At 45.6% G+C, this 25,928-nt stretch carries 23 protein-coding genes; 13 read left to right on the top strand and 10 right to left on the bottom strand.

All coding sequences use genetic code 11. The features are described 5' to 3' along the window. Positions 1 to 44 precede the first annotated feature (44 nt). The 3 genes from CLV42_RS34555 (at position 45) to CLV42_RS06185 (ending at position 2,226) form a co-directional block, all read left to right on the top strand. On the top strand, positions 45 to 179 hold the full coding sequence (locus CLV42_RS34555) for a DUF3823 domain-containing protein (RefSeq protein WP_394337222.1): 135 nt from the start codon (positions 45 to 47) through the stop codon (positions 177 to 179). Between the two features lie 177 nt (positions 180 to 356). Beyond that, positions 357 to 1,580: a hypothetical protein gene (locus tag CLV42_RS06190; protein ID WP_106601025.1), complete on the top strand. Its 1,224-nt coding sequence runs from the start codon at positions 357 to 359 to the stop codon at positions 1,578 to 1,580. A gap of 418 nt (positions 1,581 to 1,998) precedes the next feature. Next, on the top strand, positions 1,999 to 2,226 hold the full coding sequence (locus CLV42_RS06185) for a DUF3820 family protein (protein WP_089831257.1): 228 nt from the start codon (positions 1,999 to 2,001) through the stop codon (positions 2,224 to 2,226). 27 nt (positions 2,227 to 2,253) lie between these two features. Here CLV42_RS06185 and fabF read toward each other — a convergent pair whose 3' ends face one another. Beyond that, the gene (gene fabF / locus CLV42_RS06180) at positions 2,254 to 3,507 is read right to left on the bottom strand and encodes a beta-ketoacyl-ACP synthase II (RefSeq protein WP_106601024.1); all 1,254 of its coding nucleotides are present in this window, start codon (positions 3,505 to 3,507) and stop codon (positions 2,254 to 2,256) included. A gap of 311 nt (positions 3,508 to 3,818) precedes the next feature. Further along, positions 3,819 to 4,379, bottom strand: a complete 561-nt coding sequence (locus tag CLV42_RS06175; RefSeq protein WP_106601023.1) for a TetR/AcrR family transcriptional regulator — start codon at positions 4,377 to 4,379, stop codon at positions 3,819 to 3,821. Positions 4,380 to 4,468: 89 nt separating this feature from the next. Here CLV42_RS06175 and CLV42_RS06170 point away from each other — a divergent pair, with 89 nt between their 5' ends. Beyond that, the gene (locus CLV42_RS06170) at positions 4,469 to 4,954 is read left to right on the top strand and encodes a DinB family protein (protein WP_245901520.1); all 486 of its coding nucleotides are present in this window, start codon (positions 4,469 to 4,471) and stop codon (positions 4,952 to 4,954) included. Positions 4,955 to 5,009: 55 nt separating this feature from the next. On the opposite strand, the gene CLV42_RS06165 is transcribed toward CLV42_RS06170, so the two are convergent. The 6 genes from CLV42_RS06165 to CLV42_RS06140 are packed head-to-tail and all read right to left on the bottom strand — an operon-like array spanning position 5,010 to position 11,455. Next, a complete protein-coding gene (locus CLV42_RS06165) occupies positions 5,010 to 5,999 on the bottom strand; it encodes an L-histidine N(alpha)-methyltransferase (protein WP_245901518.1) in 990 nt (329 codons plus the stop codon). 30 nt (positions 6,000 to 6,029) lie between these two features. After that, complete coding sequence (egtB, locus tag CLV42_RS06160; RefSeq protein ID WP_106601021.1) at positions 6,030 to 7,181, bottom strand: ergothioneine biosynthesis protein EgtB; 1,152 nt, start codon at positions 7,179 to 7,181, stop codon at positions 6,030 to 6,032. A gap of 10 nt (positions 7,182 to 7,191) precedes the next feature. After that, the gene (locus tag CLV42_RS06155; protein ID WP_106601020.1) at positions 7,192 to 8,760 is read right to left on the bottom strand and encodes an ABC transporter permease/substrate-binding protein; all 1,569 of its coding nucleotides are present in this window, start codon (positions 8,758 to 8,760) and stop codon (positions 7,192 to 7,194) included. After that, positions 8,735 to 9,721 (bottom strand): ABC transporter ATP-binding protein, encoded by a 987-nt coding sequence (locus CLV42_RS06150; RefSeq protein WP_106601019.1) that lies wholly within the window; start codon positions 9,719 to 9,721, stop codon positions 8,735 to 8,737. Before CLV42_RS06150 ends, CLV42_RS06155 begins: the two co-directional genes overlap by 26 nt. A 48-nt stretch (positions 9,722 to 9,769) precedes the next feature. Next, on the bottom strand, positions 9,770 to 11,152 hold the full coding sequence (locus CLV42_RS06145) for a mercuric reductase (protein ID WP_106601018.1): 1,383 nt from the start codon (positions 11,150 to 11,152) through the stop codon (positions 9,770 to 9,772). Between the two features lie 21 nt (positions 11,153 to 11,173). Then, entirely contained in the window at positions 11,174 to 11,455 is a 282-nt protein-coding gene (locus tag CLV42_RS06140; protein ID WP_106601017.1) for a DUF427 domain-containing protein, read from the bottom strand. 238 nt (positions 11,456 to 11,693) lie between these two features. Between CLV42_RS06140 and CLV42_RS06135 the strand changes: the two genes are divergently transcribed. The 4 genes from CLV42_RS06135 (at position 11,694) to CLV42_RS06120 (ending at position 19,230) form a co-directional block, all read left to right on the top strand. Further along, positions 11,694 to 14,219 (top strand): XrtN system VIT domain-containing protein, encoded by a 2,526-nt coding sequence (locus CLV42_RS06135; RefSeq protein ID WP_170117411.1) that lies wholly within the window; start codon positions 11,694 to 11,696, stop codon positions 14,217 to 14,219. Next, positions 14,216 to 15,577, top strand: coding sequence for an exosortase N (gene xrtN / locus CLV42_RS06130; protein WP_170117410.1), 1,362 nt, complete (start codon positions 14,216 to 14,218; stop codon positions 15,575 to 15,577). The genes CLV42_RS06135 and xrtN overlap by 4 nt, the downstream gene beginning before the upstream one ends. A 192-nt stretch (positions 15,578 to 15,769) precedes the next feature. Further along, complete coding sequence (locus CLV42_RS06125; protein ID WP_106601014.1) at positions 15,770 to 16,198, top strand: SRPBCC family protein; 429 nt, start codon at positions 15,770 to 15,772, stop codon at positions 16,196 to 16,198. Between the two features lie 299 nt (positions 16,199 to 16,497). Further along, the gene (locus tag CLV42_RS06120) at positions 16,498 to 19,230 is read left to right on the top strand and encodes a PAS domain-containing hybrid sensor histidine kinase/response regulator (protein ID WP_106601013.1); all 2,733 of its coding nucleotides are present in this window, start codon (positions 16,498 to 16,500) and stop codon (positions 19,228 to 19,230) included. Between the two features lie 42 nt (positions 19,231 to 19,272). Here the strand turns inward: CLV42_RS06120 and CLV42_RS06115 are convergent, their stop codons facing one another. Continuing rightward, a complete protein-coding gene (locus tag CLV42_RS06115) occupies positions 19,273 to 20,112 on the bottom strand; it encodes a hypothetical protein (RefSeq protein ID WP_106601012.1) in 840 nt (279 codons plus the stop codon). 114 nt (positions 20,113 to 20,226) lie between these two features. Here CLV42_RS06115 and CLV42_RS06110 point away from each other — a divergent pair, with 114 nt between their 5' ends. The 5 genes from CLV42_RS06110 to CLV42_RS06090 all read left to right on the top strand — a co-directional run bounded on the left by CLV42_RS06110 (position 20,227) and on the right by CLV42_RS06090 (position 24,483). Then, complete coding sequence (locus CLV42_RS06110) at positions 20,227 to 20,790, top strand: helix-turn-helix domain-containing protein (protein WP_106601011.1); 564 nt, start codon at positions 20,227 to 20,229, stop codon at positions 20,788 to 20,790. 93 nt (positions 20,791 to 20,883) lie between these two features. Further along, on the top strand, positions 20,884 to 23,130 hold the full coding sequence (locus tag CLV42_RS06105) for a heavy metal translocating P-type ATPase (protein WP_106601010.1): 2,247 nt from the start codon (positions 20,884 to 20,886) through the stop codon (positions 23,128 to 23,130). Positions 23,131 to 23,142: 12 nt separating this feature from the next. Next, complete coding sequence (locus tag CLV42_RS06100) at positions 23,143 to 23,352, top strand: heavy-metal-associated domain-containing protein (RefSeq protein WP_106601009.1); 210 nt, start codon at positions 23,143 to 23,145, stop codon at positions 23,350 to 23,352. A gap of 150 nt (positions 23,353 to 23,502) precedes the next feature. After that, positions 23,503 to 23,871 (top strand): hypothetical protein, encoded by a 369-nt coding sequence (locus tag CLV42_RS06095; protein ID WP_106601008.1) that lies wholly within the window; start codon positions 23,503 to 23,505, stop codon positions 23,869 to 23,871. Positions 23,872 to 23,940: 69 nt separating this feature from the next. Beyond that, positions 23,941 to 24,483: a hypothetical protein gene (locus CLV42_RS06090; protein WP_245901516.1), complete on the top strand. Its 543-nt coding sequence runs from the start codon at positions 23,941 to 23,943 to the stop codon at positions 24,481 to 24,483. A 479-nt stretch (positions 24,484 to 24,962) separates the two neighbouring features. Here the strand turns inward: CLV42_RS06090 and CLV42_RS06085 are convergent, their stop codons facing one another. Then, positions 24,963 to 25,589, bottom strand: a complete 627-nt coding sequence (locus CLV42_RS06085; RefSeq protein WP_106601007.1) for a hypothetical protein — start codon at positions 25,587 to 25,589, stop codon at positions 24,963 to 24,965. Positions 25,590 to 25,928 lie beyond the last annotated feature (339 nt).

The raw sequence follows: 25,928 nt of genomic DNA, 5'->3' as shown, positions 1-25,928 counted from the left end.
CCGCCATCCCATACTGAAACCGAGGCTACTTAGCGGGAGAATTCATCAGCATCAGCATATTCGCAGCGCAAATAGGGGACATTACAGCCCCTGTTACGCTCAGTGTGACCATTCCAGCTACCCTGACAGGAGAATCTTTTTTTTACGCCCGTATAGGCGTTAAAACAGCAGGTGTATGAGAGCAGATATATACACAACCATTTAAAATTGAATAGATAGGAGTCATAATCACTCCAGTTAAGCCCGCCAGAACGTTTAAACTTTTTGGCAGGCTTTATAATATCCTGTAAACCAATTGAACAAAGCAAGTAGCATCTTTTCGTTTAAAATATTATTTTTATTCAAAATGTAGAAGAATGTCCCTGGAAATACTGAAGCAGAACCTACTATCCCGATGGAAACAGGCATTTCAAGAGTTTGATCGCTTACAGCAGTATAAAACCAACGTCACCTCCGAAAAATATATTCCGGGCTTTCGGTATCACCTTGAAGACTATGGTACGCCTGCCTTTCTGCAACCGGAGGAGAAATTGTTTCCTGTAGCTGCAGTCAGGGAGATCAACGACTATCATTTTTATGGCTTCTCTGCCGACGGATTACCCTGTTATACTTCCTATGGTCATGCTGTTACTAATGAATCCTGGCAGGGCTACTATTCCTATGGTAAAGAATGGATCGAATATGTAGAGTATAATACCGCGACTAAAATACCATCAGGCATCAAAAGGGTCCAGTATGATGAGAACGGACAGAAAGTGGCATATCAGTCTTTACGTGTCATTGGCAGGGGAGAAGGAGATGTTTACACCGATATGGATGAAGCAGAGAAAATAGCCAGTATCATTGATCAGGAGCATTCCCTTGTTTGCAGCATGGAGAAATATGAACTGTCTGCAGGACGTATTGAAAAAGGGCATTGCCTGAGTATCACACCCGGCACCGGTGAATCCGAATACGAAAATAGCTATAAATATAACAGCGACGGTATCCTGGAGGAGATTAGAACAGTCTATGCATCTGGTGTAAGTAGATTGTCTTATGTCCGGCCGGAAGAAAAATTGAACATCCAGACATTAATGGCTACCGTTGCAGAAAGTATGGCAATCGCCATCACAGATGCACTGGAGACGCATGAAGTGGAAACGCCTTTATCGCTGCTGGAAATGAGTTATCATTACGCGGATGTTTATATTCCTTCACTGTCACCCCGTTCAGTAGCCTTCACAAAAAAGATCTCCAAACAACATCCAGATGAAGATATTTTTGATCTCATCTTCCTGGCTACAGAACTTGATCATGCCTATCTCGAGATTGCATCTGAGAAATTTGAGCGGCCATTTACACAGTTGATGCAGGTCATTAGCAAAGAGGAAAAATGGGAAATGGGAAGTGTATTGCTGCGTAAAGTGGCACATATTCTCACCACAGAGAAATTGTTCGGCCGACTGCCTGTAGGAGAAGAATTTGCAGCATATGCTGTAGACTGGGGAATGGAAATGGAAGATTTTGAAGATGTGCTACGGGAATGTGGTGTAACCGGAAAAGTGATCAGTTCCTGGAAGGAGCGGGGTTGGTTGTGATAGCGCATTGTATGGAAGCATAATGCATGAAAACATAAAAAGAAAAAGGCTACAGCTACGGGAGAGCTGTAACCTTATTTTCTGAATAACCACTCTTCTGGGGGGATGTTTAATCAAAAAGTTTACAAAAACTGCAAAATGAAAAAAACTCATTTATATAGGTAAAGAAAAAAGCATAGCAGGATTGACCTCATTACAAGGAAATTCAACATAAATTCAAAATGTATTGCCTCAAAAAGATTGTCCCCCAAAAATGCTGTTCTACAAGCACAGATATAGAATAATTCTAATAATGTACTTACTTACGTACGAAGATGGCAGACGGATTTAGAAAGCCAAAGAAATGTTAAAAGTTTTTTCATCACTCGACATTTCTCATCCTATATTTGTGAGGAATCAGACTTTAAATCAATCAGTAATGGAATTTGCACAACCGGACAGGGAAATATTTAATCAGCTGGTAACAATGAAGATGCCATACGGTAAGTATAAGGATGTATTGCTGTGTGACTTGCCGGTTTCTTACCTGGAATGGTTTCAGCGTAAAGGGTTTCCACAAGGCAAACTGGGGATGTTGCTGGCTACGCTGTATGAAATAAAGTCGAACGGCCTTACGGGGCTGCTCACTCCCCTGAAAGGGAAATAGTGATTGTATGAGATCGTGGGTGACGAATCACTTCACTTCCCTGAACACCACAATACCATTATGGCCGCCAAACCCAAAGGTGTTGCTCATCGCTACGCTGATCTTCTTTTGTACGGCCTTACCCAATACAATCTGTAAACCTGCAGGAATAGCAGGATCTAGGTTCGTCGTATTGATAGTAGGAGGAACAATACCGTTGTTGATGCTCAATACCGAAGCAATCGCTTCAATGGCACCAGCAGCTCCCAGCAGATGACCTGTCATGGATTTGGTCGCACTGATAGACAAATGTTGCGGTGCTTCCCCAAACAATGCCCTGATAGCAGCCAGCTCACTCAGATCTCCTACCGGAGTAGAGGTAGCATGTGCATTCAGATAGTCCACGTCCTGCGGCGTAAGCTCAGCATCTTCCAGCGCACTTTTCATCGCTCTTAAAGCACCCAATCCCTCAGGATGTGTAGCCGTCATATGATAGGCATCAGCCGTCATAGCAGCGCCTACCACTTCGGCATAAATATGCGCGCCTCTGGCTACCGCATGTTCATATTCTTCCAGCACCAGTGCAGCTGCACCTTCACCCATCACAAAACCATCTCTTTCCGTATCAAATGGCCTGGATGCAGTAGCCGGATCATCATTCCTGGTCGACATCGCTTTCATGGCACAGAATCCGCCCACAGAAGCCTCCGTGATCGGTGCCTCAGAGCCTCCTGTAATGATCACTTTCGCCTTGCCCAGCCTGATGTAGTTCAATGCGTCCATAATAGCAGTATTCGAAGTCGAGCAGGCCGAAACAGTCGTATAATTGATACCCATCAGACCAAACCTGATAGAGATCATGCCTGACGCCATATTAGCGATGAGCTTAGGCACGAAGTAAGGATTGAAACGCGGTACATAATTACCCAGGGTATATTCCTTTACCTGTTCCTCAAAGGTCTGCATACCTCCCTGACCAGAACCCCAGATAACACCACTGTCAAACGGATCCATTTTAGAGAAATCCAGTCCTGAATCTGTCACCGCCTCTTGTGCAGCAATCAATGCATATTGTGTAAATGGGTCTGTCTTGCGTATATCATTCCGGTCCAGCAATTTCGCCGGATCATAGTCCTTTAGTTCACAGGCAAACTGCGTTCTGAAAGGGGCCGGATTGAACTTTGTAATACGCGCAGCTCCGCTCTTACCTGCTATCAGGTTGTTCCAGAAATCAGTCACATTATTACCAATAGGCGTCAGTGCGCCCAGACCGGTAATGACAGCTCTTTTTAATGTTTGCATGTACTTTATTTATTAGCTAGTTTATTTTATTATATTATAACTTATACCATTAAACGAATAGATGTTTATTTGATATTTGAACGCCCTAATTGAAAGCCCCTCCATCTCATTACCCTCTTTCATTTCGTTGGGAGTCCGAAGCAGCGGACGGTTTCAGTGGAGACCGCGGGCCTTCGGCTCTCCGGTGAAACGACAGATGCTGCTCAATCCATATCCCAAATCCTATTCGCTTGACAATGCCCAATCGTCTTCCAGAGAGGCGCCGACCGCGGTCCCATCTGAAACCGCAACGCGTATCTCGAGTCCCAACATCACTTCCCCGCACCTAAATCCCTCAACAACTGATGTGTGATCCTACCAAACACCTTACTCCCCATCACCCTGCTCAACAGCAGTGACGCCAGTAAATTACTTATCACCAACAACGCCCTATCTGACGCCTCCCCCTCAAAACGAAACAACCCCTTCTCACGTCCTCTTTCAAGACAGCCCGTAGTCCACTCCAGGATCGCCGCCGACAAACCACTGATCTTATCCTGCAATGGTTCCGGCAACGTATCATAATCCGGCGATAGTGACCCCATCAGGCATACCAGACCTTCCTTATGTTTCTTACTAAAAGTGTCAAATAAGAACTTCAGCTGCTTATCTTCCGGCTGCGCTGCCAACTTGCCAGTACCAGCCATAAAGTGTTGCATCTCAACATCTATGACCGCCATACCCAGATCTGTTTTCGTGGGAAAGTGATAATGAATAGCCGCATTTTTTATCTCCAGAGGATCAGATATGTCCTTGTAACTGAAGGCATTATACCCCCTGCTCTTGATCAGCTGGTCCGCCAGCGAAACTATTCTTTCTTTTGTGTCCTGCATCCTGTAAAATTACTTACTTGTAAGTAAGTATACAAATTATTTCCCCCTGGCATCCTTATTGAGTCATAAGCCATAAATTGCATATAACTATGGCTGCAACACACAATATAGAACTTATAAAGACACTGGAACAATTATTAACCGGCGGTCACGCGCACGCTACTTTTGATGACGCTGTAAAAGGGCTGCCTGCTGAACTGAGAGGAGTAGTACCCGAAGGTATGCCGTATAGCATATGGCAATTGGTAGATCATATCAGGATAACGCAATGGGATATATTGGAGTTCTCACGCAACCCAAAACATGAGTCGCCCTCATGGCCGGAAGGGTACTGGCCGAAAGAAACAGCGCCTGCCAGTGAAACGGCCTGGAAAAAGTGCCTGGCACAAATTAAAAGTGATCTGCAGGAATTTATTGATCTGCTGAAAGACCCGCATGCTGATCTGTATAAACCTTTCGCTCATGGCGACGGGCAACATCTGTTACGAGAAGCGCTGCTCATTGCAGATCATACCAGTTATCATACCGGCGAAATTATCGTGCTCAGAAGATTATTGGGCACCTGGAAGTCATAAAAAAAGAAGCTGCCCGCTGGTGTTTAACAGGGGCAGCCTCATATTTTCTCTGGCATTATATGCACAACCACATACAGTCCGCAAACCATCTGCGACTGTCAAAGAAATCGGCCACCGTTTCAAAGCCCGACTGCATCGCCATCTGCTCTGTTGATTCCAGATCATACTTCTGCGATATCTCCATATGAATGGGCTCATGTAGTCCGAAATGAATTGTCTGATCGCCGATCTTTACATCCTGCTCTTCCAGGCTGACAAGATAACTCTTACAAGCCCCTGTTCCAGGATCATAAGTAGGATAATGATCAAACTTACTGATATCAAAATTACCGCCCAGTTCCCGGTTGATGCGCTTCAGCAGATTGAGGTTAAAATCCCGCGTAAAACCAGCTGCATCATTATACGCATCCAGGATAATCTGCGGATGTTTCTTTAAATCAAAACCGATGATCACAAGATCTCCCGGCTGCAGGTAATTGCGCAACAGGCGGCAGAACTTTCTCGCTTCTACCGGCGTGAAATTGCCGATGTTACCACCCATACACAACACTACTTTCGTCTTCCGTGATAATGTGCCCGCTTGCTGCAACATGTCGAAGTACTCTCCATGTAATCCATGCATCTTCAGGTTGGGTAACTGCTGTGGTAATGACCGCTCCAGCTGGGCGATCACATTACCGGAAATGTCTACCGGGTAATACGTAAAATCCTGCCCTGTCTTCAGTAACTCCTTCAACAGGTGAATAGATTTTGTTGCGTCGCCCGCGCCCAGTTCCACCACATCGAAAAGCCTGGTGTGCGACAGGATCGCCTGACTGATCGCAGCCGACTGCTCCCGCAATATTTCCATTTCGCAATTGGTCAGATAATACTCATGGCAACGCATGATCTCCTGGAAAAGACGGTCACCTTCAGCATCGTAGAAATACTTGGAGTCCAGGTATTTGTTTTTTGCACTGAGTCCGCGGATCACATCCTGGGAGAAGATCTCCCGTTGGTCCTGTTTTAAAGGAACTAATACCGTATGCATTACAGAGGTGGCCATAATGTAATTATTAGTAGTGTAAAAATAAGTTTACTTTGCCAGTCTGATACCGGTAAACTGCCATCTCAATGATGGATGGAAGAAATTGCGGTAAGTAAGACGGCTATGATTAGGCGGTGTTACTTCAGAGCCTCCACGCAGCACCATCTGGCTGACCATGAATTTACCGTTGTATTCGCCAATCGCGCCCGGCGCTTTGGTAAAGCCCGGATAAGGAAGGTAGGCACTCTCTGTCCATTCCCAACGTTGTCCCCATGACAATTGCGGCGCAGCTGCTTCCCATTCAAATTCAGTAGGAAGACGCAGGCCTTTCCAGGAGGCATAAGCAGTCGCTTCGTAATAACTGATATGACACAACGGATCGTCATCCGCCACTGGCTGTTGCCCCTGCCAGGTGTATTGCATCCATTTGCCATCTACAAAGTGCCAGTATAATGGCGCTTTTACCTGCTCTCTCTTTACCCAGTCCCAGCCTTCCGCATGCCAGTGACGGAAATCGCTGTAACCGCCTGCTTCCATGAACTCCAGGTACTCCGCGTTGGTAACAAGCTGCGTACTGATCTGATAGTCCTGCAGATAAACCGTATGCCTGCCTAACTCATTATCAAAACAGAAGCCATCTCCTTTATAGCCGATCTCATACAGCCCTGCCGGCATTTGCAGGAAAGGCTGTTCCGTTACAGGCGTCGTAATGCTGGTAACTGCCGTATCGGAATATGCCGGCATCAGTGGATTGTGGCCGAGTATGTACTTAATATCCGTGTACAATAATTCCTGATGCTGCTCTTCATGGTTCAGTCCCAATACGATCAGTGAACGTATTTCATCGCTCAGTTCCGTATCCAGGAAAGCCTGCATGGCTTTGTCCACATGCTCACGGTAACGCATAACGTCTTCCACTGCAGGACGGCTTAAATTTCCCCTGTCAGTACGGATCACACGGGCGCCGACAGTTTCGTAATAACTGTTGAATACGAAATTATAATTAGGATCAAATTCTTTATAACCGGGAAAATGTGGTTTTAAAAGAAATGTTTCGAAGAACCAGGTGGTGTGCCCGAGATGCCATTTCGGCGGACTGACATCTACGACAGGCTGGACTACATAGTCTTCCGTTTTCAAAGGTGCGCAGATATGCATGGACCTTTTCCGCACCGTGTTAAAATCATTTTTCAATTGCATATACTGGTGGTTAGTGATGCAGTAAATATTCCTTTAAGTCTGATATAGAGGTAATATGCAGATCCGCAGCCTGTTGCCTGCGCATCATCAATGCATATGTATTATTGAACCCGATAGGAGGCAACCATTTGATATGGTACCGTTGCATAAACTCTCGTGAAACATAGTCATAGACTTTTTGATTGTCGCTGATCAATGTATCAACGACAGATTTGTCTGCCTGTAGGATGACGAGTAAACCGGTGCCGGAGTATTCCGGATAAAGATCTATCTGCCCATTGGTAAGCGCATCAAAGCATATCTTAGTACCTCCCAGCCCCGTTTTTGTAGTAGCTTCTAGTTCAGTATACCCGTTCACCAGTAACTTGTACATATTGGCAAGGATATAGCCATCCCCGAATATCTTGGCTCCAATGACAACCGTTCCCTTGGTGCCATGTTTCGCTACCTGCAATAATCCTTTAGCTTTTAAGAAATCACTGGCTACAGCCGCCGGGTCCTGCTTCAGATGATCGACCCTGTAGTTCAGCTCAGTCATTACACTATCATTAATTATACCAGATAGTTTATTTAGTGCAGGTGCCAGTTCCGGATACTTGTCGAGTGTTTCCTGCCGCACAATCGGAGCCGCATAATAAGGGGGGAAAATATGTTTGTCGTCGGTAAGTGCCTGAAGATCAAAAGCCCTCACCCTGCCATCCGTCGTACTGCCACTGATGACATCCAGGGTCTTCTCATAGGCAGCTTTGTACATGATCATGTCACTGATCACGACAGTCCGCATATGTAATCCATACACCTGTTTTAGTCCCAGATTGCCATCTTTCCGACCCATGAATTCAGGCGTGAATCCTGCTACCAGACTGCTTCCATAGGCTGCCGGCAACAGGTAGAAAGAGGACAGTATCACCAGTAAAAAGGGTAGGAAGTAGAGTGCCGTTTTGACCTTCTGTGCCCGCAGTTTCTGCAGACGGGCTACTGCCCAATCAAAGATGATGGCCAGTAATGCTGCCGGAATGGCACCCGCCAGTATCATATTGGTATTATTCAGCGCGATGCCGCCAAAAATAAATTCTCCTAATCCTCCTGCTGCTATATACGCTGCCAGGGTAGCTACACCCACATTAATAACAGTGGCTGTTCTGATACCTGCCAGTAATACCGGCATCGCCAGTGGCAGTTGTACCCTGTAAAGCAGCTGCCGTTTGCTCATGCCCATCCCCGTAGCCGCATCTATCACAACAGGATCGACCTGGAGAATACCGGTATAAGTATTCCTGATAATAGGCAACAAGGCATACAGGAATAAAGCCATAATAGCCGGCTTAGCCCCGATGCCCAGTAAGGGAATCATAAATCCCAGTAATGCAATGCTTGGAATGGTCTGTAATACACCGGCAATACCGAGTACAATACCTGCCAGCTTTTTGCGGCGGGTAATAAGAATACCCAGCGGTACACCTATCACCACTGCTATTAAAAGAGAAATAAAAGTAAGCCCGATATGTTGCAACGTTTGCTCCAGCAATTTGCCGGCCTGTTGTTGCACAAATTCAGGAAAGCCTGGTTGATCTTCCATGTCCGCTGACAGTTTGCTTGTATTGAGTAAAGGCGTGCATCAATTCGCTGGTGTCAATGCGAACGAGCTTATCATTGAATAAAATGTTGACAGGAGCAGACAGCGTAGTCAGCTGCTCCAGGGCGTCCCAGCAGGAATCCTCTCCCTTCAGAACAGGTGCATGATTCTCGCCAGGCACAGTATCGCTAAGCCAGGACCTGATATCTGTAAGCCGGAGTGCATTCAGCTCCAGCCAAAAACGTTGTTCCTGAAAAAAGTTGCTGACAAAATCATTCACCGGATTGAAAAGGAGTTCTGCAGGCGTACCGGTTTGTTGTATGGCGCCCTTATCCATCAGGCAGATACGATTGCCCAGTTCAAATGCTTCAGGTACATCATGTGTTACCATGATCACGGTTTTGTTATGGATCTCGTCCAGTGATCTGAATTCTTTCCTTACACTGGCCCGTGTTACCGGGTCGAGCGCTCCGAATGGCTCATCCATCAGCAATACCGCCGGATCTGCCGCCAGTGCTCTGGCTAGTCCAACCCTTTGTTGTTGTCCCCCGCTCAGTTGCTGGGGATACTCATCATAATGGTCCGCGACTGATAAACGTAGTTTTTCCATCAGAGAGCGTGTCCGCTCTTCTATACGTTTTTTATCCCATTTGAGTAAAGTGGGAACAATACCGATGTTTTCAGCTACGGTGTAGTGAGGAAACAGGCCGTTATCCTGTAGTACATACCCGATATTCCGTCGTAATGCCTCGGTTTGCTGTGTATTTACCGATTCTCCATTCACGAGGATCTGTCCACTGTCTGGCGCAATCAGCCGGTTGATCATGCGCAGTGTCGTAGTCTTTCCGCTACCGCTGGTGCCAAGCAATACCAGTGTTTCCCCCGTGTTCACTTCGAAGGAAACATCCCTGACAGCCGGTTTGCCGTTATGGAAAGATTTGTTGACATGTTCAAGTTTTATCATGGTTGGGATTCATTGAGGATTTTAATCCGCATATTGTTGCGGAGCTGGCTACTTATCCAGTGTCATAAATAAATTGTTGATAGATTCTGCATATAATGGATGCGCAAAGATCATTTCTTTTAACTGTGTGACAGTCAGGCCTCCCAGCATAGCCAACTGTAACGCCGACATCACTTCTCCGCCTTCCGGTCCCAAGATAGCAACTCCCAGCAATTTATCCGTATTTGAATCAATAACGGCTTTCATAAATCCCTGTGTATTGCCTGTTTCAATCGCTCTCGCTACCCTGGTCATATCAAGACAGGCAATCTTTACTTTATACCCGGCTGCTTTCGCTTCTTTTTCTGTCAATCCCACACGTCCCAGTTGAGGATCAGTGAACATACAATAGGGGATAGGCCTGTCTTTAATAGAAACGTTTTCCATATGGATCAGGTTCTTGTATATCACCAGGTGGTCATTGTAGGAAATATGCGTGAAGGCAGGGCCTCCTTTTACATCTCCCAGCGCATAGATACCAGGAACATTGGTTTCCAGTTTATCATTCACAGGTATGTATCCTTTTTCATCGAGCACAAGTCCTGTTTTTTCAGGCTGCAGTGACTTCGACTGAGGTGTACGTCCTGCCGCTACCAGCAGGTGAGAGCCGGTAATGGCATGCGTTTCTCCGTTGGCAGTAAGTTGTAATCTGATCACATCGCCGGTCTGTTCTATCTTCTGTACATTGGCGTTACTGTACATCATAACCCCGGAAGTTTCCATGACCTTCTTTACCGCAACAGCAACATCCTCATCTTCATGTTGCAGCAATTGTTTGTTCTTGTCAATGATCGTTACCTGGCAACCCAGTCGGCGGAACAACTGACCAAATTCCAGTCCTACATAGCCACTGCCCAGCACCATTAAATGTGAAGGCAGCTTGGTCAGGTCCATGATGGTCGTATTGGTAAGATAGTTGACGGTATCAAGACCGGGAACAGGAGGGATGCTGGGTAAGGTGCCGGTATTGATAAATATATGGTCGGCAGCAATCTCGTCCTGCCCGCCATCAGCGAGTTTTACAGCTAGTGTTTTATCACCGCTGAATACAGCCTCACCATAAATAATAGAAAGGCCCTGTATCTTTTCCATGCTTTTGGTAGTGCCTTCCCGGAAGGACCGCACCACTTTATTTTTCCGGGCAACAATCTTCTCCAGATCTACTTTAAAATCACTGACGGTAATGCCCCATTCCTGGCTGTTGGCAATGATATGAGCAGCAGCTGCACTGGCGATCATTGTTTTAGTGGGAGTACAGCCATCATTGATACAGGTACCACCGATCCATCTTTTCTCTACGATGGCAGTCTGCCAGCCGGCTTTGGCCAGCTTTTTTGCCAACGGAACACCACCCTGGCCGGAGCCAATGACAATTGCATCAAATTTTCTCATAACCAAGCGTTTACAGGTTTTCTATTTAACTACTTCCACTCCTTTCCAGAAAGCAATATAACCCCTGATATTCGCTGCCGCTTCCTTAGGATCAGGATAATACCAGGCAGCATCTCTGTTGACTTTGCCGTTAATGTTGACATCATAGTAAGAGGCTTCTCCTTTCCATGGGCAGAAAGTATGTGTCTTTGAGGGGCTCAGCAGGGCCGTTTTTACGGATGTTGGAGGAAAGTAATGATTATTCTCGACTACCACAGTACTGTCACTTTCCGCAATGACCTCATTCTGCCAGATTGCTTTCATCGTGTTGTCGTTTAAAGTGTTATTGTTGCAAGACCAAATATTATACCCGGGTAGGTATGTCGCGATAGCAGAAGATAGTACTTTTTTTTGAAATGAGATTTGTGTGAATCAGTTTCTTTTACTTACTTTGTATTTCAAAGTATATATTAAATCAGCAAACGGGCTACAGCCTGTTTTTTTATCCTTGTATTCTTTGTAATTCAAAGTACTTTATTTTATGAGTAGACAAACTATACCTTTGAAAATTATAAGAAAGCGTTTTAACGATGAGATCTATTGCACAGGGTTAATTCTCCTGGCAGTTACCTTGATCATGTTCCTCATTCCTGCATTGTCGCCGATAGAAGATGAGTTGACCTGGTTCTTTCTGAACCATGCCATTACGGTGGGCTATTTTCTGACCCTGTGGATCAGTGGACGCCTGCGGCGGGGCAGGGAAGGACTACATCCTTTTTTTCTTTTCCTGCTGATGTTCCTGGTCAGCGCATATGCCTTAAACCGTTTATTCCCAGTCTTTGAGGTATCGGCGCCCTGGTTCGCAGTAATGATCATCCTTTGTGCTGTCAACTATTTTGCTTTTGCCTTCATTCGTGTTGTGCCTGTTCCTGTACGTATAGTCATGTTCTTCCTGTTAGGATTGTCTCTCTGCTGTTTCCTGTACATGGCTATTTATGTTGCACCCTTTACTGCGCTTGGACTGCTGGCTTTCTTTTTCTTCGGAATTTCCCTGCATGCACTGGTACCGCTTTTATTCTTTTTATATACGATCCGCTTATTTCGCCGCAGTAATGCCCGAAGACGGCCATATAAACTGGCTTTCTGGTCAGGTATTGGTATAACGGTGCTGATCGTATTGGTATATACTATACTCTGGATGATGAACGTAGTTGAAATGGGGCGCGAATATCGTCGTTGGAGCGAGAAGGTCAGAGACACCTACTTACCTGCCTGGTTACACGTTGCGGCACACATTACCCCCAATCCCGTTACAGGAAAAGTCCTCAGGGCAGAAATGGTATACACTACGGCCGACGGATGGGAAAGACCTTTTTTCAATTTCGGTTCTTCACTCAATTGGAATGAGGCACGGAAACATGATCCGCTTGTCATGATCGCTTCAACATTGTGCGGCACTACTATGATGACCGATGAAGACCGTATCCATATACTAAAATTCCTGTACGATTCCCGCTATGAAGCAGAAGAGCGTTTATGGTCAGGAGATGATCTGACAACCACACATGTACAGACTTCCGCCCGTATCTGGCCGCGCTTAAGAATGGCGTATACTGAAAAAACGGTGAACGTAAAGAATAACCGCATCATAACGGAGAGAGGGCGATGGAGAAACAACCAGGAAGCGATTTACATCTTTCATCTCCCCGAAGGCGCTGTTGTGTCATCATTGTCCCTTTGGATCAATAACAAGGAAGAAAAAGGCCTGCTCACTACAAAAGCAAAAGCAGACAGTGCATATAAAACTATCGTAGGAGTGGAAAACCGCGACCCTTCCGTCGTACACTGGCAGGAAGGAAATACCGTGACCGTAAGGGTATTCCCAGTGCTTGATAATGAAGAACGACAGTTCAAACTGGGCATTACAGCGCCACTCTCTCTCGAACATGGAGCGCTGATTTACCGCAATATTTATTTCGATGGTCCCGTTACCAGCAGCACCGGCGAGGATGTGGAGATCTCATTTGAAACGCCGCCTGCAGATCTTCAGAAAGGAGGCATCTTCAGTAAAGAAAAAGATGGCAGGCTGACTGCTTCCGGCCCTTACAGTGCCGATTGGCAGTTGTCTTTTAAAGACGAAGGACTGGTACATCAGCTGTTCAGTGCTAATGGCAAAGTATTTTCAGTAACGCCATATAGAAAGGAATTGGCTACTGCGGATATCTCAGATGTTTACCTGGATGTCAATAGCGTCTGGAGCAAAAATGAATACAACACGGTACTCTCGCTGCTGGGGCACAAACGTGTCTGGGTATACATTGACGAAATGATGGAACAGGTAACGGAACAGAACAGATCTGAATTATTTAAACAAGCCGCTGCAAGCAGGTTTAGCTTGTTCCCATTCTTTAAAATATCTCAGCCTTCAACCGCGATTGTTATTAGCAAAGGAGTAGTGAACTCTCCTTCCGTGGACGATCTGGAAAACACCCGCTTCATGGATGCGTTGAAGGGATGGCTTGCAGGTGGTCAGCATGTAATGCTTTACAATCTGGGTGGTGAACTTTCGCCCTACCTGCGTACGCTAAAGGAATGCCGGACTTTCCGTTATGATCAGGGAGATATTGCTGCGCTGAAAGCGTTGCTGGACGCCCACCGTTTCCCTGCCAGTATTGAAAATGACCAGCGTATCGTGATCGAATCTGCCGGCATGACAATCAACGAAACTCCCGGCACAGAAGTATCTACCGCTCCTGATCACCTGCAACGCCTGTTTGCCTATAATCATATCATGCATGCGATGGGGCCACGCTTGCTGACCGGTGGTAACGAGAGTGATACGCTGGTGGCAGAAGCCGCGGAGTCTTACATCGTGACGCCATTATCTAGTCTGGTAGTATTGGAAAAGCAGGAAGACTACGATCGCTTCAATATAAAAGAAAGCAACAACAGCCTTAAAAATGCATCCCTCAAAAGTAAGGGCGCAGTGCCTGAACCACATGAATGGGCATTGATAGTGATCGGCCTGTTACTGATCGTGTACTTAAAATTCAGACCGGTGTTATTCAAACGTGTTGCAGCTATATGAACAAAGGAATCTTTTCAGTGATAGCGGGATTGTTACGTGCTGGCAGATGTTGGCCACTGATGGCTGTTGTATGCTATGGCCTTGTTTTATTCATTGGTCTGCATGATTACCTGGTATGGGATGCTACCAGAGTTATCCTGGGAATAGCAGCATTGTATTTCACCACATCATTTAAGACGAGCGAACGGGGAAGTACGCGTTACTTTTTCATGGCATTGGTGTTCCTGCTGTTGTATCTACTGGTGCCAGCCAAAACATTCCTGTGTATCTCCTGCTTGTGCGGCTGCCTGTTCATGATCGAAACATTTTACGGGCGTATGAACTTCCTGCCAGTGCTGGTATTAGTGATGATGTCTCCGTTGTTTGAATATGGCATGAACATATTCAGTTTTCCGATACGCCTGGCACTGACCGGTTGGGCCGGAAACATCATCCGGATAACGGGGCAGGAGGTAAATGTACAGGGAAATATGATCACCTGCAACGGTAACGAGTTTTCGGTAGATCCCGCGTGTATGGGTTTGCAGATGATGGTGACGGCATCTTTGTGTGGCATGACCCTCATTGGTTTTTATCAGCAACAATATAAAAAGGTGTTAAGCCTATGGTGGGTCTTATCAATACTGGCCATGATGATACTGATGAACATAGCCTCCAACCTTTTACGCATTATATTCCTTGTATGCCTCCACATTATGCCAGGCACAGTGATGCATGATGTAACCGGTATCATCTGCCTGGTGCTTTATGTGATCGTGCCGCTATTGTTCCTGACACAATGGATCGCCCGTAAATATGGCAAACCGATAGCGTTACACAGAAAACGTTATGTGCTTCGTTCAGCAGTAAAGTTATTCCTGCTTAATATGCTATTGCCTGCTGCGCTGCTGATCGTATTCCTCATCAATAAGCCAAGAGATGTGGATCAGCAGGTCCTGTCCAATATACCTGCTATGCCTGGGTATGCTGTGCAATCCCTGCCGGGAAATATCATCCGCTTAAAGAACGATACCTTACTGGTTTACATCAAACATATTCCGGCCAGTTATTACACAGAACACAACCCCATGATCTGCTGGAAAGGCAGCGGATATGAGTTTTATAAAGTGGAGGAGAAACTGGTAGAGGGACATACCATCTATACTGCCTTACTGCAACAGGAAAAAGACAGACTATATACAGCCTGGTGGTATGACAATGGGTTAGTATCAACAAGCAGCCAGTTACAATGGCGATGGGATGTGCTCCTGGGAGCGCATCCCTATTCCCTGGTCAATGTTACCGCCGGTTCGGAACGGGAGCTCCAACTGGCAGTGAATGAAATACTGAATAAACGTCGTTTGTCAGTGTATTTATAAGATGGACTTATTCTTTTGTGACAGACTGGCGAGGCGTTAACCATTCTCCCTCCTGGGAGCCCTGGTACCAATATTGTATAGTCACCCGGAAGCATAAAAATATTTCCGTAACCAAAAGGTTTCCTTTATATTTGTAACCGATCGGTTATATAATAACATGGTCCCCTAAAACATTCTAAATCATATATAATTATGAAAAGCGAACCATTTGTAATTGAACGGACTTATGATGCGCCGGTAAGAAAAGTCTGGGATGCCATTACCAATAAAGACCAGATGAAACAATGGTATTTTGACATTCCTGCATTCAAGCCAGAGGTAGGAGCTGAATTTCAGTTTACGGGCGGCGATCCCAAGGGACAGCAGTTCCTGCACCTTTGTAAGGTGACTGAAGTGGAAACAGACCGTAAACTTACTTATAGCTGGCGTTATGATGGATATGAGGGGAATTCGTTCGTAACCTTCGAGCTGTTTCCGGAAGGCGATAAAACACGCGTAAAACTAACGCATGCAGGTCTTGAAACTTTCCCACCTATTTCAAGCTTCGCGAAAGAAAATTTTGCTATGGGTTGGACAGAACTGATAGGTACTTCGCTGAAACAGTTTGTAGAGAAAGCATAAAAACTCATAATATAACTTTATGCGGGATACAGGTATGCCACACATACCCGTATCCCGCATTTTTATAATCCCTACAGCCCCGCATGCATTGCCGGGAACCCCAGACTTCATTTAAACAGTCCCTTCAATACCGCATCAATATACTTGCCAATGACCTGCCACGAAAGTGGGATCATATTTCGTTTACTCACATAGAGGGAAATTTAGTATCTTCATAGCTCTACATTAACAGGCTTTTACACCAGAACAGGAAAGAAGAGATCAGCATGTAATTTCATCCACAGTGAAAAGCTTAATGTTTGAATGCAATATTACAGGAGAAACTGAATAGACAGACTGAATTAGCGTCTCTTGTTTGCAATGTACAGGTAGCAACGATCTTAATCATTGATGATCAACAGCCATCCGTTGTCATTGCATCAGGTATTCCTATTACCCCAAAAGAAGCTACTTTCCACCTTACTTACGATCTCGTATCCCCTTCGGGAGATCTGCTGGGCACTTTATCATTGATGGATAAGGAGCCCCGGAGCCTTGACGTCCGGCAGCAAAAGATGATGAAGATCATTACCGGCGAAATCGTCGCCGAAATCATCGATCATAATCGTCAGGTAGCATTACAGAACAGCGAACGCGATTTCCGCGCCTTCTTCGAACTGGAAAAAGACCTCAAACGTACCCGGGAAATACTGGAACGTACCAGCCAGTTATCCCGTATAGGCGGCTGGGAAGCAGACCTTGTTTATAAGGACATGTTCTGGTCTGACGTAACTAAAGAGATTCATGAAGTACCGGCAGACTTTACGCCTACCTTAACTACCGCAGTCGGGTTTTATAAAGAAGGAGAGAGCCGCAGAAAGATCACCGCCGCTCTCAAAGAGATCATTGAAACAGGGCAACCCTGGGATCTCGAATTGCAGATCATTACCGCCAAAGGGAATGAACGATGGGTAAGAGCCATCGGTAATGCCGAATTTGAGAACGGGAAATGTAAACGACTATACGGTGCCTTCCAGGATATCTCCATCTCCAAAGAAACAGAACAGGAGCTGCTGTCTCAGCAAGCCAGCCTGGCGGCAGCCAAGCTACAGGCAGAGCAGGCCAATATGGCCAAGTCAGAATTCCTGGCCAACATGAGCCATGAGATCCGTACTCCGCTGAACGGGGTAATAGGCTTTACAGAACTGGTGCTGAAAACAGACCTTAATGAAACCCAGCATCAATACCTCTCTATCGTTAATCAGTCGGCTAATGCGCTCCTAAGCATCATCAATGACATCCTGGACTTTTCCAAGATAGAATCCGGCAAGCTGGAACTCGATATCGACAAATATGACCTTTATGAGTTCAGCAGCCAGGTGAGTGACATCGTGAGTTATCAGGCGCAGCACAAGGGACTGGAAATGCTGCTGAACGTTGCTACCAACCTGCCCCGCTTTGCCTGGTTTGATGAAGTACGCCTGAAGCAGATCCTGATCAACCTCCTCGGTAATGCCGTAAAGTTTACCAGCAATGGAGAGATCGAGTTAAAAGTAACCCCTCTTGAAATGCAACAGGACGGAAAGGCTAGGATCAGGTTTGAAGTCAGGGATACTGGTATCGGTATTAAACCGGAGAAACAATACAAGATCTTTGAAGCCTTCCGCCAGGAAGATGCTTCCACTACCAAAAAGTATGGTGGCACAGGCCTGGGACTTACCATCTCCAATAAACTACTGGCCCTGATGGGCAGCCACCTGCAAATAAAGAGTAATCTGAATGAAGGCAGTACCTTCTTCTTTGATATAGACCTGGCTACCGCCGAAGCGCCCGCCGACAGATGGGAAAGCCTGGAAAAGATCCGGCAGGTACTGATCGTGGATGATAATGATAACAACCGCACCATCCTCAAGGAAATGCTGTCGCTCAAAGATATCTCCTGTACAGAAGCCCGTAGCGGATTTGAAGCATTAGATACTTTAGCGAGGGGCGACCGCTATGATGTCATCCTCATGGACTACCATATGCCTTATATGGATGGACTCGAAACGGTAAAAAAGATCAGGCATCATTTCGGCAGACTACCAGGAGAACAGGGCGTGATCCTGCTGCACAGTTCTTCTGATGATGAACGGATCATCCGGGTCTGTGATCAGCTGGATATCGGCCTGCGGATGGTAAAGCCTATTAAGATCAATGAGCTGTATAACAGCCTTTCCTTGCTGATCAGGAAAGAAAAAAGAGCAAAGCGTCATAAACAGGAAAAAGAAGAGCAGTGGATAGGTGGAAAACTGAATATTCTTATTGTCGAGGATAATCCGGTGAACATGCTGCTAGCCACCACCATCGTGAAAAGGATCGCACATGATGCGCGTATCTATGAGGCGCAGGATGGTATAGAGGCCCTGCGGATCTGCCGCGGAAAGATGCCTGATCTGATACTGATGGATGTGCAGATGCCGGTGATGAACGGGTATGAGGCCACTAAAAAGATCCGCGAGATGACCGGTGGTCAGCGTATACCCATTATTGCATTGACAGCCGGTAATCTGAAAGGTGAAAGGGAAAAGTGCGTAGAGGCTGGCATGAACGACTTTATTGGTAAACCGTTGGTACAGCAAAAGCTGTTACAACTGTTCCGTAAATGGCTGACAGTCGTGATAGAAGAGGGGCCCGCCAACCTTATTACCGAACAGGAAGCAAAAGATACGCATTTTGATATGGGAACATTAGAAGCCTACCTGGTGGGAGAAGATAAATCAGTACTGAAACAATTGTTAAAGCTGACTATAGAGGAATTGAGATCATCCGTCACAGAACTGCAATCCGCAGCTGCAGCAGTGGACATCCGTAAGATCAACCGTGTCGGGCATAAGATACGGGGCACCTCACAGATCATTGGCCTCGCCAAACTGGCCCGGATAGCAGAACAGCTGGATACGCTGACGGTCAAACGTGAACCGGATTTCGGTTTCCTGATGGCATCTATGCAGGAAGAATCCCTGCTCGTCATGCGATTAATGGAGGAACAAATCGCGAAGATCGGGAATTAGGAACGTGTTGTCCTTCGTTCCTGATTCCCGGTCACTTTCAACTTAGTCTGCTGCATTCACAAACTGGTTAAACTTTTTGATGTATTCTTTCCGGAGTTTCTCGTCCGTATCTGTAAAGAAATAACCATGATAATCTCTGTCAAGCTGATAGTGTTTAGCGTCGGCCAGTTGTAATGTTCTGGAATCTACTACACCGATCAGTTTATCCTGGTGGAATACCAATACTGTACGATAGCCGGGAGATGGATCATCCGCTGCACTTTCGTAATTGTAATATTCTATGTAAGGTTTATTGATATCAAGTGCTTCCAGCTGGAACTGTTTGATGAAGGCCTGCATGTCAGCCAATGTTTTGCCGGTATGCTCCTGCAAATATCTGGCAAGGACATTTTCAATCACAGTACCTGTTTTTATTTTATTCTGCTGTACAGCAGCGTGAAATACGCCTGTATTCACGCCTTTGTCATTTTTGAATGTCATCTCGATCACCACATCTTCCAATACTTTCCCCACTGTTTTTCCATCTGCAATGATTGGAGAGCCCTTTTTCAACAGCTGCCCTTCCGTCTGCGTATCATTGAGTTCTGTAGTTACCAATGTCGACGCCCAGCCTTTTCTTGGGATGCCTGCTTCCAGTTGTACGTTGTCGTTTACCTGTACAATAGGACGGCCATTAGCAGAATCCAGGAGCGTGACGGTGCCCTGCGCCCTTTCTCTGATGATCTTTTCTGAGGTGGCTTCCGGCGCTTTCGATACTTCCGCCGCCGGTTCGTTGTTTTTCTCTACTGTCTGAACCGTGCTGTCGGCCTGTTGTTCCTGTGATTTGTTTTCCACGCAGCCTGCAAGGGTAAGCGCTAATAGGATGTATGAATAATTTTTCATGATCGTTAAAATTAGTGAATATAAACCATGTAGCATAATAGTGCGTCTTCTCATGATAGGTGGAATAGATAAATTCATTTTATCACGTAACTTTGCCTCTTCAATTTCTGATCAATGCATCTGTTTATAAAAAATATGGTTTGTAACCGCTGTATCCTTGTGGTACAGCAAGAGCTGGAGAAACTGGATATCCCTTACGCAAAAATCGATCTGGGAGATGTTGAACTGGAGAAAGCACCCGCTCCTGAAAAGCTGGAGGTCCTTGGAAAACAATTACATGCCCTGGGTTTTGAATTGCTGGACGATAAGAAAACCACACTGGTAGAGAAGCTGAAAACCACTGTCATCCGCCTGATTCACGGGAACGAGAATGAAACACTCAATACAAAGTTGTCTGTTTATTTGCAGGAGGCTTTACAGGTTGATTATCATTATCTTTCCACCCTTTTTTCATCTACTGAAGGTCTTACCATTGAAAAGTATGTGATCCTGCAACGCATTGAACGTGTGAAGGAACTGTTGCAGTATGATGAGATGAACCTCAGTGAAATAGCTGACAGCCTTGGCTACAGCAGTGTACAGCACCTATCGCAGCAGTTTAAGAAAGTCACAGGACTTACACCAACAGGCTACAGGCAATTAAAAGAGAACAACCGGAAACCGCTTGACAAAGTATGACGGTAATGCACGTTTCATAATTTTATACATATTCCCCATCATTGTATAACAACCCTTTTTCTGTTCGGTAGTAGCTTTGTGAAAAGATTGGACATGGCTACAACAACCGGACATATAATAAAAGAAACATTTCCTGTACTAGAGATGACCTGTGCATCCTGTGCTGTTAGCGTGGCCACCATGCTACAGTCTACGCCAGGAGTGGAAGAGGCATCCGTCAATTATGCAGATCAGACAGCCCGTGTAGCATACGACCGCGACAGTGTTACGCCAGTAGCATTACGGAATGTGATCCGCAGCATTGGTTATGACCTTGTAATAGATGAGCATAACCGTGAACAGGTACAGGAACAGGCGCAGCTGGATCATTACAGGGCTTTAAAGAAAAGAACAATTGCAGCACTGATATTATCGGCGCCTGTCGTTGTGATCGGTATGTTCCTGATGGATATACCCTATGCCAACTGGATCATGCTGGCATTATCTACGCCAGTTATTTTTTACCTCGGAAGACAATTCTTTATCAATGCCTGGAAACAGGCATCACACGGCAAAGCCAATATGGATACGCTCGTCGCGTTAAGTACAGGCATAGCCTGGATATTCAGCGTATTTAATACTTTATTTCCCGAATACTGGCATGCTCGTGGATTACATGCGCATGTATATTTTGAGGCGGCAGCAGTCGTCGTGGCTTTTATATCATTAGGCAGATTGCTGGAAGAGAAAGCCAAATCAAATACTTCGGCTGCGCTGAAGAAACTAATGGGCTTGCAGCCAGCTACTGCTATTGTAGTAGCGGCAGATGGTGTGCATACAAAAGAAGTGCCCCTCAGTGAAGTACAGGTGGGCGATATTATTGTAATAAAGCCAGGCGCCCGCATCCCGATAGATGGACGCGTAGAGAGTGGCTCGTCCTGGGTAGATGAAAGCATGATTACCGGGGAACCGGTACCAGTGCTGAAAGAAGCGGATGCTGCTGTATTTGCCGGTACTATCAATCAGAAGGGCAGTTTCCGTTCCCGTGCAGAAAAAGTGGGAGGAGACACTGTGCTGGCCCAGATCATCCGCATGGTGAAGGAAGCGCAGGGTAGTAAGGCTCCGGTACAACAATTGGTCGATAAGATCGCAGGCATATTTGTTCCTGTGGTGATAGGTATTTCTCTGCTCACATTCGCAGTATGGATGCTGATAGGAGGAGAGAATGCCTTCACACATGGTTTATTATCCGCAGTAACTGTACTCGTGATTGCCTGTCCCTGTGCGCTTGGATTGGCAACGCCAACTGCTATCATGGTGGGAGTCGGTAAGGGAGCGGAGAACAACATCCTGATCAGGGATGCGGAAAGCCTGGAACTGGCGCATAAGGTAAATGCCATCATCCTGGATAAAACAGGTACTATTACAGAAGGTAAGCCTGTTGTGACTGACAGCTATTTCGTGCCAGAAAATAAAGATGTAAAGGAACTGCAACGCATACTGCTGACGATGGAGATGCAATCGGAACATCCGCTGGCGGCAGCGATCATAAAGGAATTGCAGGCAAAAGGTGTCACACCGTTTGCCGCCGGACAACTGGAGAAGATTGAAAGTATTACTGGTAAAGGAATACAGGCTGTCTATAACAAAACGTTATACCTGGCAGGTAATACAAAATTGATGAAGGACAATGGCGTCAGGACTGAAGATACTGTATTGCGTAAGATCAACGAATGGGAGGCTGTCGCCAGGACGGTGATATCATTTGCCGCAGATGGCCGCCTGCTGGGAATTATTGCCATCGAAGATGAGATCAAACCGACATCTGCATCAGCGATCAGATCCCTGCAGAACAATGGAATAGCCGTGTATATGCTGACCGGCGATAATGAACATACTGCAGCCGCTGTAGCCAGACAGGTGGGTGTCCGTCATTACAAAGCGGGCGTGTTACCAGCTGAAAAGGCCGCTTTTGTAGAGGAGCTACAAAAGGAAGGCCGGGTAGTAGCAATGGTAGGAGACGGTATTAATGACAGCCATGCGCTCGCTCAGGCAGATGTCAGCATTGCTATGGGAAAAGGATCAGATATAGCGATGGACGTTGCTAAAATGACACTGATCACTTCAGATCTGAATGCAATACCTAAAGCCCTGCGCCTGTCACGCAAAACGGTTTACACAATAAGACAGAATCTTTTCTGGGCATTTATTTACAATGTAATCGGTATTCCGCTGGCAGCAGGCGTACTATTTCCGGTAAACGGGTTCTTATTGAATCCTATGATAGCCGGCGCCGCTATGGCATTGAGCTCCGTCTCTGTAGTCAGCAACAGCCTAAGATTAAAATGGTCAAAAATTTAATAATACACAAGTATGGAAACACAGCAATTTAAGACGAATATTAAGTGTGGTGGATGTATCGCCACTGTAACACCTTACCTGAACGAAGTAGCGGGCGAAAATGCCTGGAAAGTGGATACAGCTGCGCCGGAAAAGGTGCTGACAATATCCGCAGATAAGGTAGGTGCAGAAGAAATTATCCGTGCAGTAGAAAAGGCCGGTTATAAAGCGGAAAAGTTATAATCAGGGATAGTTTTTTAGTGTTTTACCGGGCTGGTTGTAACCAGCCCGTTTTTTGTGCAGGTTCTAACGCTGCAACTAGTTGCCGGTACACAAGCGGTATAATAATTGCATAGCAATGACGTTATTAAACCGGACAGTAAACCCAGGCATATGTCATATTTCACCTGGAAAGAATTTAAACAGCCTGCCAGCATAATATCAGGTTATTTTGTGCTGGCAGGCATTTTGACCCTGAGCAGCTGCAAAACAGAAAGCGGCTATGACCCAGCTCCGAGAGGGGGCGCTGAATACCGTTTCGAGGAAGGCTTGCGCAGGGAGAAGAAACCTCAATATCTTTTCGACAAAAAGACCCGTAAAGAAATGGCTAAGATGGGATATCCTACAGGAGAACCCAATGCAGCTCCTCCTGCACCCGGAGGAGGTGCTAAGATTGGCATGCCGGCTAAAACTGATGCCAAAAAGGTGGCACCAGTTGATAGTCTGCGTATGGATTCAGTTTACAAGGTCCGGCCACAATAACCCCGTTTGCTCCATTTGTTTGATTTAATGTGAATTACTTACATTTGTGGAAATTTTAAAATATCCTCTATGTTAAAGACCTTGTACACCGCTGGCCTGTTTATTGCCGCCACCTGCATGTTTGGCAATACGGCTAAAGCTCAATTAAAAGGATTCAGCATTGGTCCATATGTTGAAGTCGGTTCCCCGGTAGGAGACTTTAAGGACACTCATAACACTGGTTTTGGTGGCGGCCTGAATGCCGATATCAAGCTGATAGCAGGATTCGGCGTGACTGGTTCCGCAGGTTTCATGTATTTTCCGGGTAAGACCTATACCTACCTTGGTGGAGGTGGTACTGAGCTGACCGCAAAGGCACAATCGCTGAAGGCATTGCCGGTAAGGGTGGGGCTGAAGTACAAATTTGGTTTCCCTTTGCTGTATGTGAAAGCTGAAGGTGGTACTGCTACCTTCGTAGGCGGCGATGGAGACAACTACAAAGGTACTGCGGCTATTTTTGCTCCAGGTCTGGGTATTCGTTTCCTGGGACTGGATGTAGAAGCAAAATATGAAGTGTGGTTTAAGAACGACAACCGCGGCTTCTTTGGCCTGAAAGCTGGTTACAACTTCTAATCGATTATAATTTTTTTGTTATAGAAAGCCGTCTCGTTGCTGAGGCGGCTTTTTTGGTTTTTGTTAGTGCTAATATTCATTAGTTTACACATGAATAGGGTGCAGCTCCGATATGGCGCCGTACAAACGCCGTTATAATAAGGACTAAACAATGTTTCTCCTATGTCTATCTTACGTTCATTCTACGTCTTTGAACGTAGGATGAACGTAAGATGAACGTAAGATGAACCTAGGAGAAACGTTGTTTGTACGGTTCTTGTACCTTATTTGCACCTGATCAATACGAAGTTATATGCCTGATAGGACCAGCTTAATTGCTGGTGATAAAAGGGGCTTATAACGTGATTAAGCAATTTTCAGGTTTTCGTACACTTTTTTTAGAACCGCTTTGGAATCTTTCCTAAGATTGCGATAGTAGTGGTAAATAAAAAAGACCGCCTCATGTGTTGAGACGGCCTCTTTTAGTGTTAGACCTGTAATTACTTTTTGTTCACTTTCACCGCTTTTGGCTTCTGCGTTGCAGAAGTATCGGCTGGATTTTTTACAGTAGTATCTTTCCTGATTACTGCTGTACCGCTTTTTACGGCGGCAGTGTCAGCTACTGCGGTGGCAGTATCCAGTTTCGCTACGAAACTGGCGGTGTCCTTCATGGTAGCAGTGTCGGCTTTAGCAGCAGTCGTGTCTGCATATTTAAAAGCTACAGTGTCTGCTTTAAAAGCAAAGTTGGCTGTGTCTTTAAAGAATGCAGTGTCTTTTGCGTTGCTGAAGCTGGCAGTGTCTTTCGCGAAGGCAGCAGTGTCTCTTACAAAGGATGCTGTGTCAAATTTGAAGTTAGCAGTGTCTCTTGTAAAAGCAGCTGTGTCCAGTGAGAAGTTGGCAGTGTCTGCTTTGAAATTAGCCGTGTCCAGTGCGAAGTTGGCTGTATCCATTGCAAAGTTGGCCGTGTCTGGTGCATAATTTACTGTGTCTCTGATAAAACTTGCAGTGTCCAATGCAAAATTTGCGGTGTCCGCTTTAGTTGTCATTGCGTTTACTGCGTTTGTCTGTGTCAGTGCGAATGCTCCCAGGCCAGCCATGAGGCCAAATCTCAATAATTGCTTTTTCATGGTTTTTCAATTTTAAACTGGTTAAAAAATAAAAGATCTCAATAAAAGATGGTTGGTATCGATTAAGCTAAAACCTTGCGAGAATACTCTAAGGAAATGTTAAAACGATTTTAAATCTTATTAATTTATTGATTTTCATGATATTGTAAATTGTTTCTTATTTGAGTAGTTTTCGGGGAGTGATTAAACCTTACTGATAGGAGTAGGGCGGAAAAAATGGTAATCTGTAGACCGCAGGTAACATTTCCGGGTACACGCTTTCCCATTTTTCAACTGTCTCATGAATGCAATAATGAACGATGAAACAACACATGTTGACTGTACATGTTAAATGACAGG

It is taken from the genome of Chitinophaga ginsengisoli (assembly GCF_003014595.1).
Classification (GTDB): domain Bacteria; phylum Bacteroidota; class Bacteroidia; order Chitinophagales; family Chitinophagaceae; genus Chitinophaga; species Chitinophaga ginsengisoli.
This window is presented reverse-complemented; position numbering and strand designations above follow the sequence as displayed.

Bases quoted from the DNA above. Each gene is read 5' to 3' on its own strand.
- CLV42_RS06190 (WP_106601025.1), top strand. From the start codon at position 357: ATGTCCCTGGAAATACTGAAGCAGAACCTACTATCCCGATGGAAACAG.
- CLV42_RS06185 (WP_089831257.1), top strand. From the start codon at position 1,999: ATGGAATTTGCACAACCGGACAGGGAAATATTTAATCAGCTGGTAACA.
- fabF (WP_106601024.1), bottom strand. From the start codon at position 3,507: ATGCAAACATTAAAAAGAGCTGTCATTACCGGTCTGGGCGCACTGACG.
- CLV42_RS06175 (WP_106601023.1), bottom strand. From the start codon at position 4,379: ATGCAGGACACAAAAGAAAGAATAGTTTCGCTGGCGGACCAGCTGATC.
- CLV42_RS06170 (WP_245901520.1), top strand. From the start codon at position 4,469: ATGGCTGCAACACACAATATAGAACTTATAAAGACACTGGAACAATTA.
- CLV42_RS06165 (WP_245901518.1), bottom strand. From the start codon at position 5,999: ATGGCCACCTCTGTAATGCATACGGTATTAGTTCCTTTAAAACAGGAC.
- egtB (WP_106601021.1), bottom strand. From the start codon at position 7,181: ATGCAATTGAAAAATGATTTTAACACGGTGCGGAAAAGGTCCATGCAT.
- CLV42_RS06155 (WP_106601020.1), bottom strand. From the start codon at position 8,760: ATGGAAGATCAACCAGGCTTTCCTGAATTTGTGCAACAACAGGCCGGC.
- CLV42_RS06150 (WP_106601019.1), bottom strand. From the start codon at position 9,721: ATGATAAAACTTGAACATGTCAACAAATCTTTCCATAACGGCAAACCG.
- CLV42_RS06145 (WP_106601018.1), bottom strand. From the start codon at position 11,152: ATGAGAAAATTTGATGCAATTGTCATTGGCTCCGGCCAGGGTGGTGTT.
- CLV42_RS06140 (WP_106601017.1), bottom strand. From the start codon at position 11,455: ATGAAAGCAATCTGGCAGAATGAGGTCATTGCGGAAAGTGACAGTACT.
- xrtN (WP_170117410.1), top strand. From the start codon at position 14,216: ATGAACAAAGGAATCTTTTCAGTGATAGCGGGATTGTTACGTGCTGGC.
- CLV42_RS06125 (WP_106601014.1), top strand. From the start codon at position 15,770: ATGAAAAGCGAACCATTTGTAATTGAACGGACTTATGATGCGCCGGTA.
- CLV42_RS06115 (WP_106601012.1), bottom strand. From the start codon at position 20,112: ATGAAAAATTATTCATACATCCTATTAGCGCTTACCCTTGCAGGCTGC.
- CLV42_RS06110 (WP_106601011.1), top strand. From the start codon at position 20,227: ATGCATCTGTTTATAAAAAATATGGTTTGTAACCGCTGTATCCTTGTG.
- CLV42_RS06105 (WP_106601010.1), top strand. From the start codon at position 20,884: ATGGCTACAACAACCGGACATATAATAAAAGAAACATTTCCTGTACTA.
- CLV42_RS06100 (WP_106601009.1), top strand. From the start codon at position 23,143: ATGGAAACACAGCAATTTAAGACGAATATTAAGTGTGGTGGATGTATC.
- CLV42_RS06095 (WP_106601008.1), top strand. From the start codon at position 23,503: ATGTCATATTTCACCTGGAAAGAATTTAAACAGCCTGCCAGCATAATA.
- CLV42_RS06090 (WP_245901516.1), top strand. From the start codon at position 23,941: ATGTTAAAGACCTTGTACACCGCTGGCCTGTTTATTGCCGCCACCTGC.
- CLV42_RS06085 (WP_106601007.1), bottom strand. From the start codon at position 25,589: ATGAAAAAGCAATTATTGAGATTTGGCCTCATGGCTGGCCTGGGAGCA.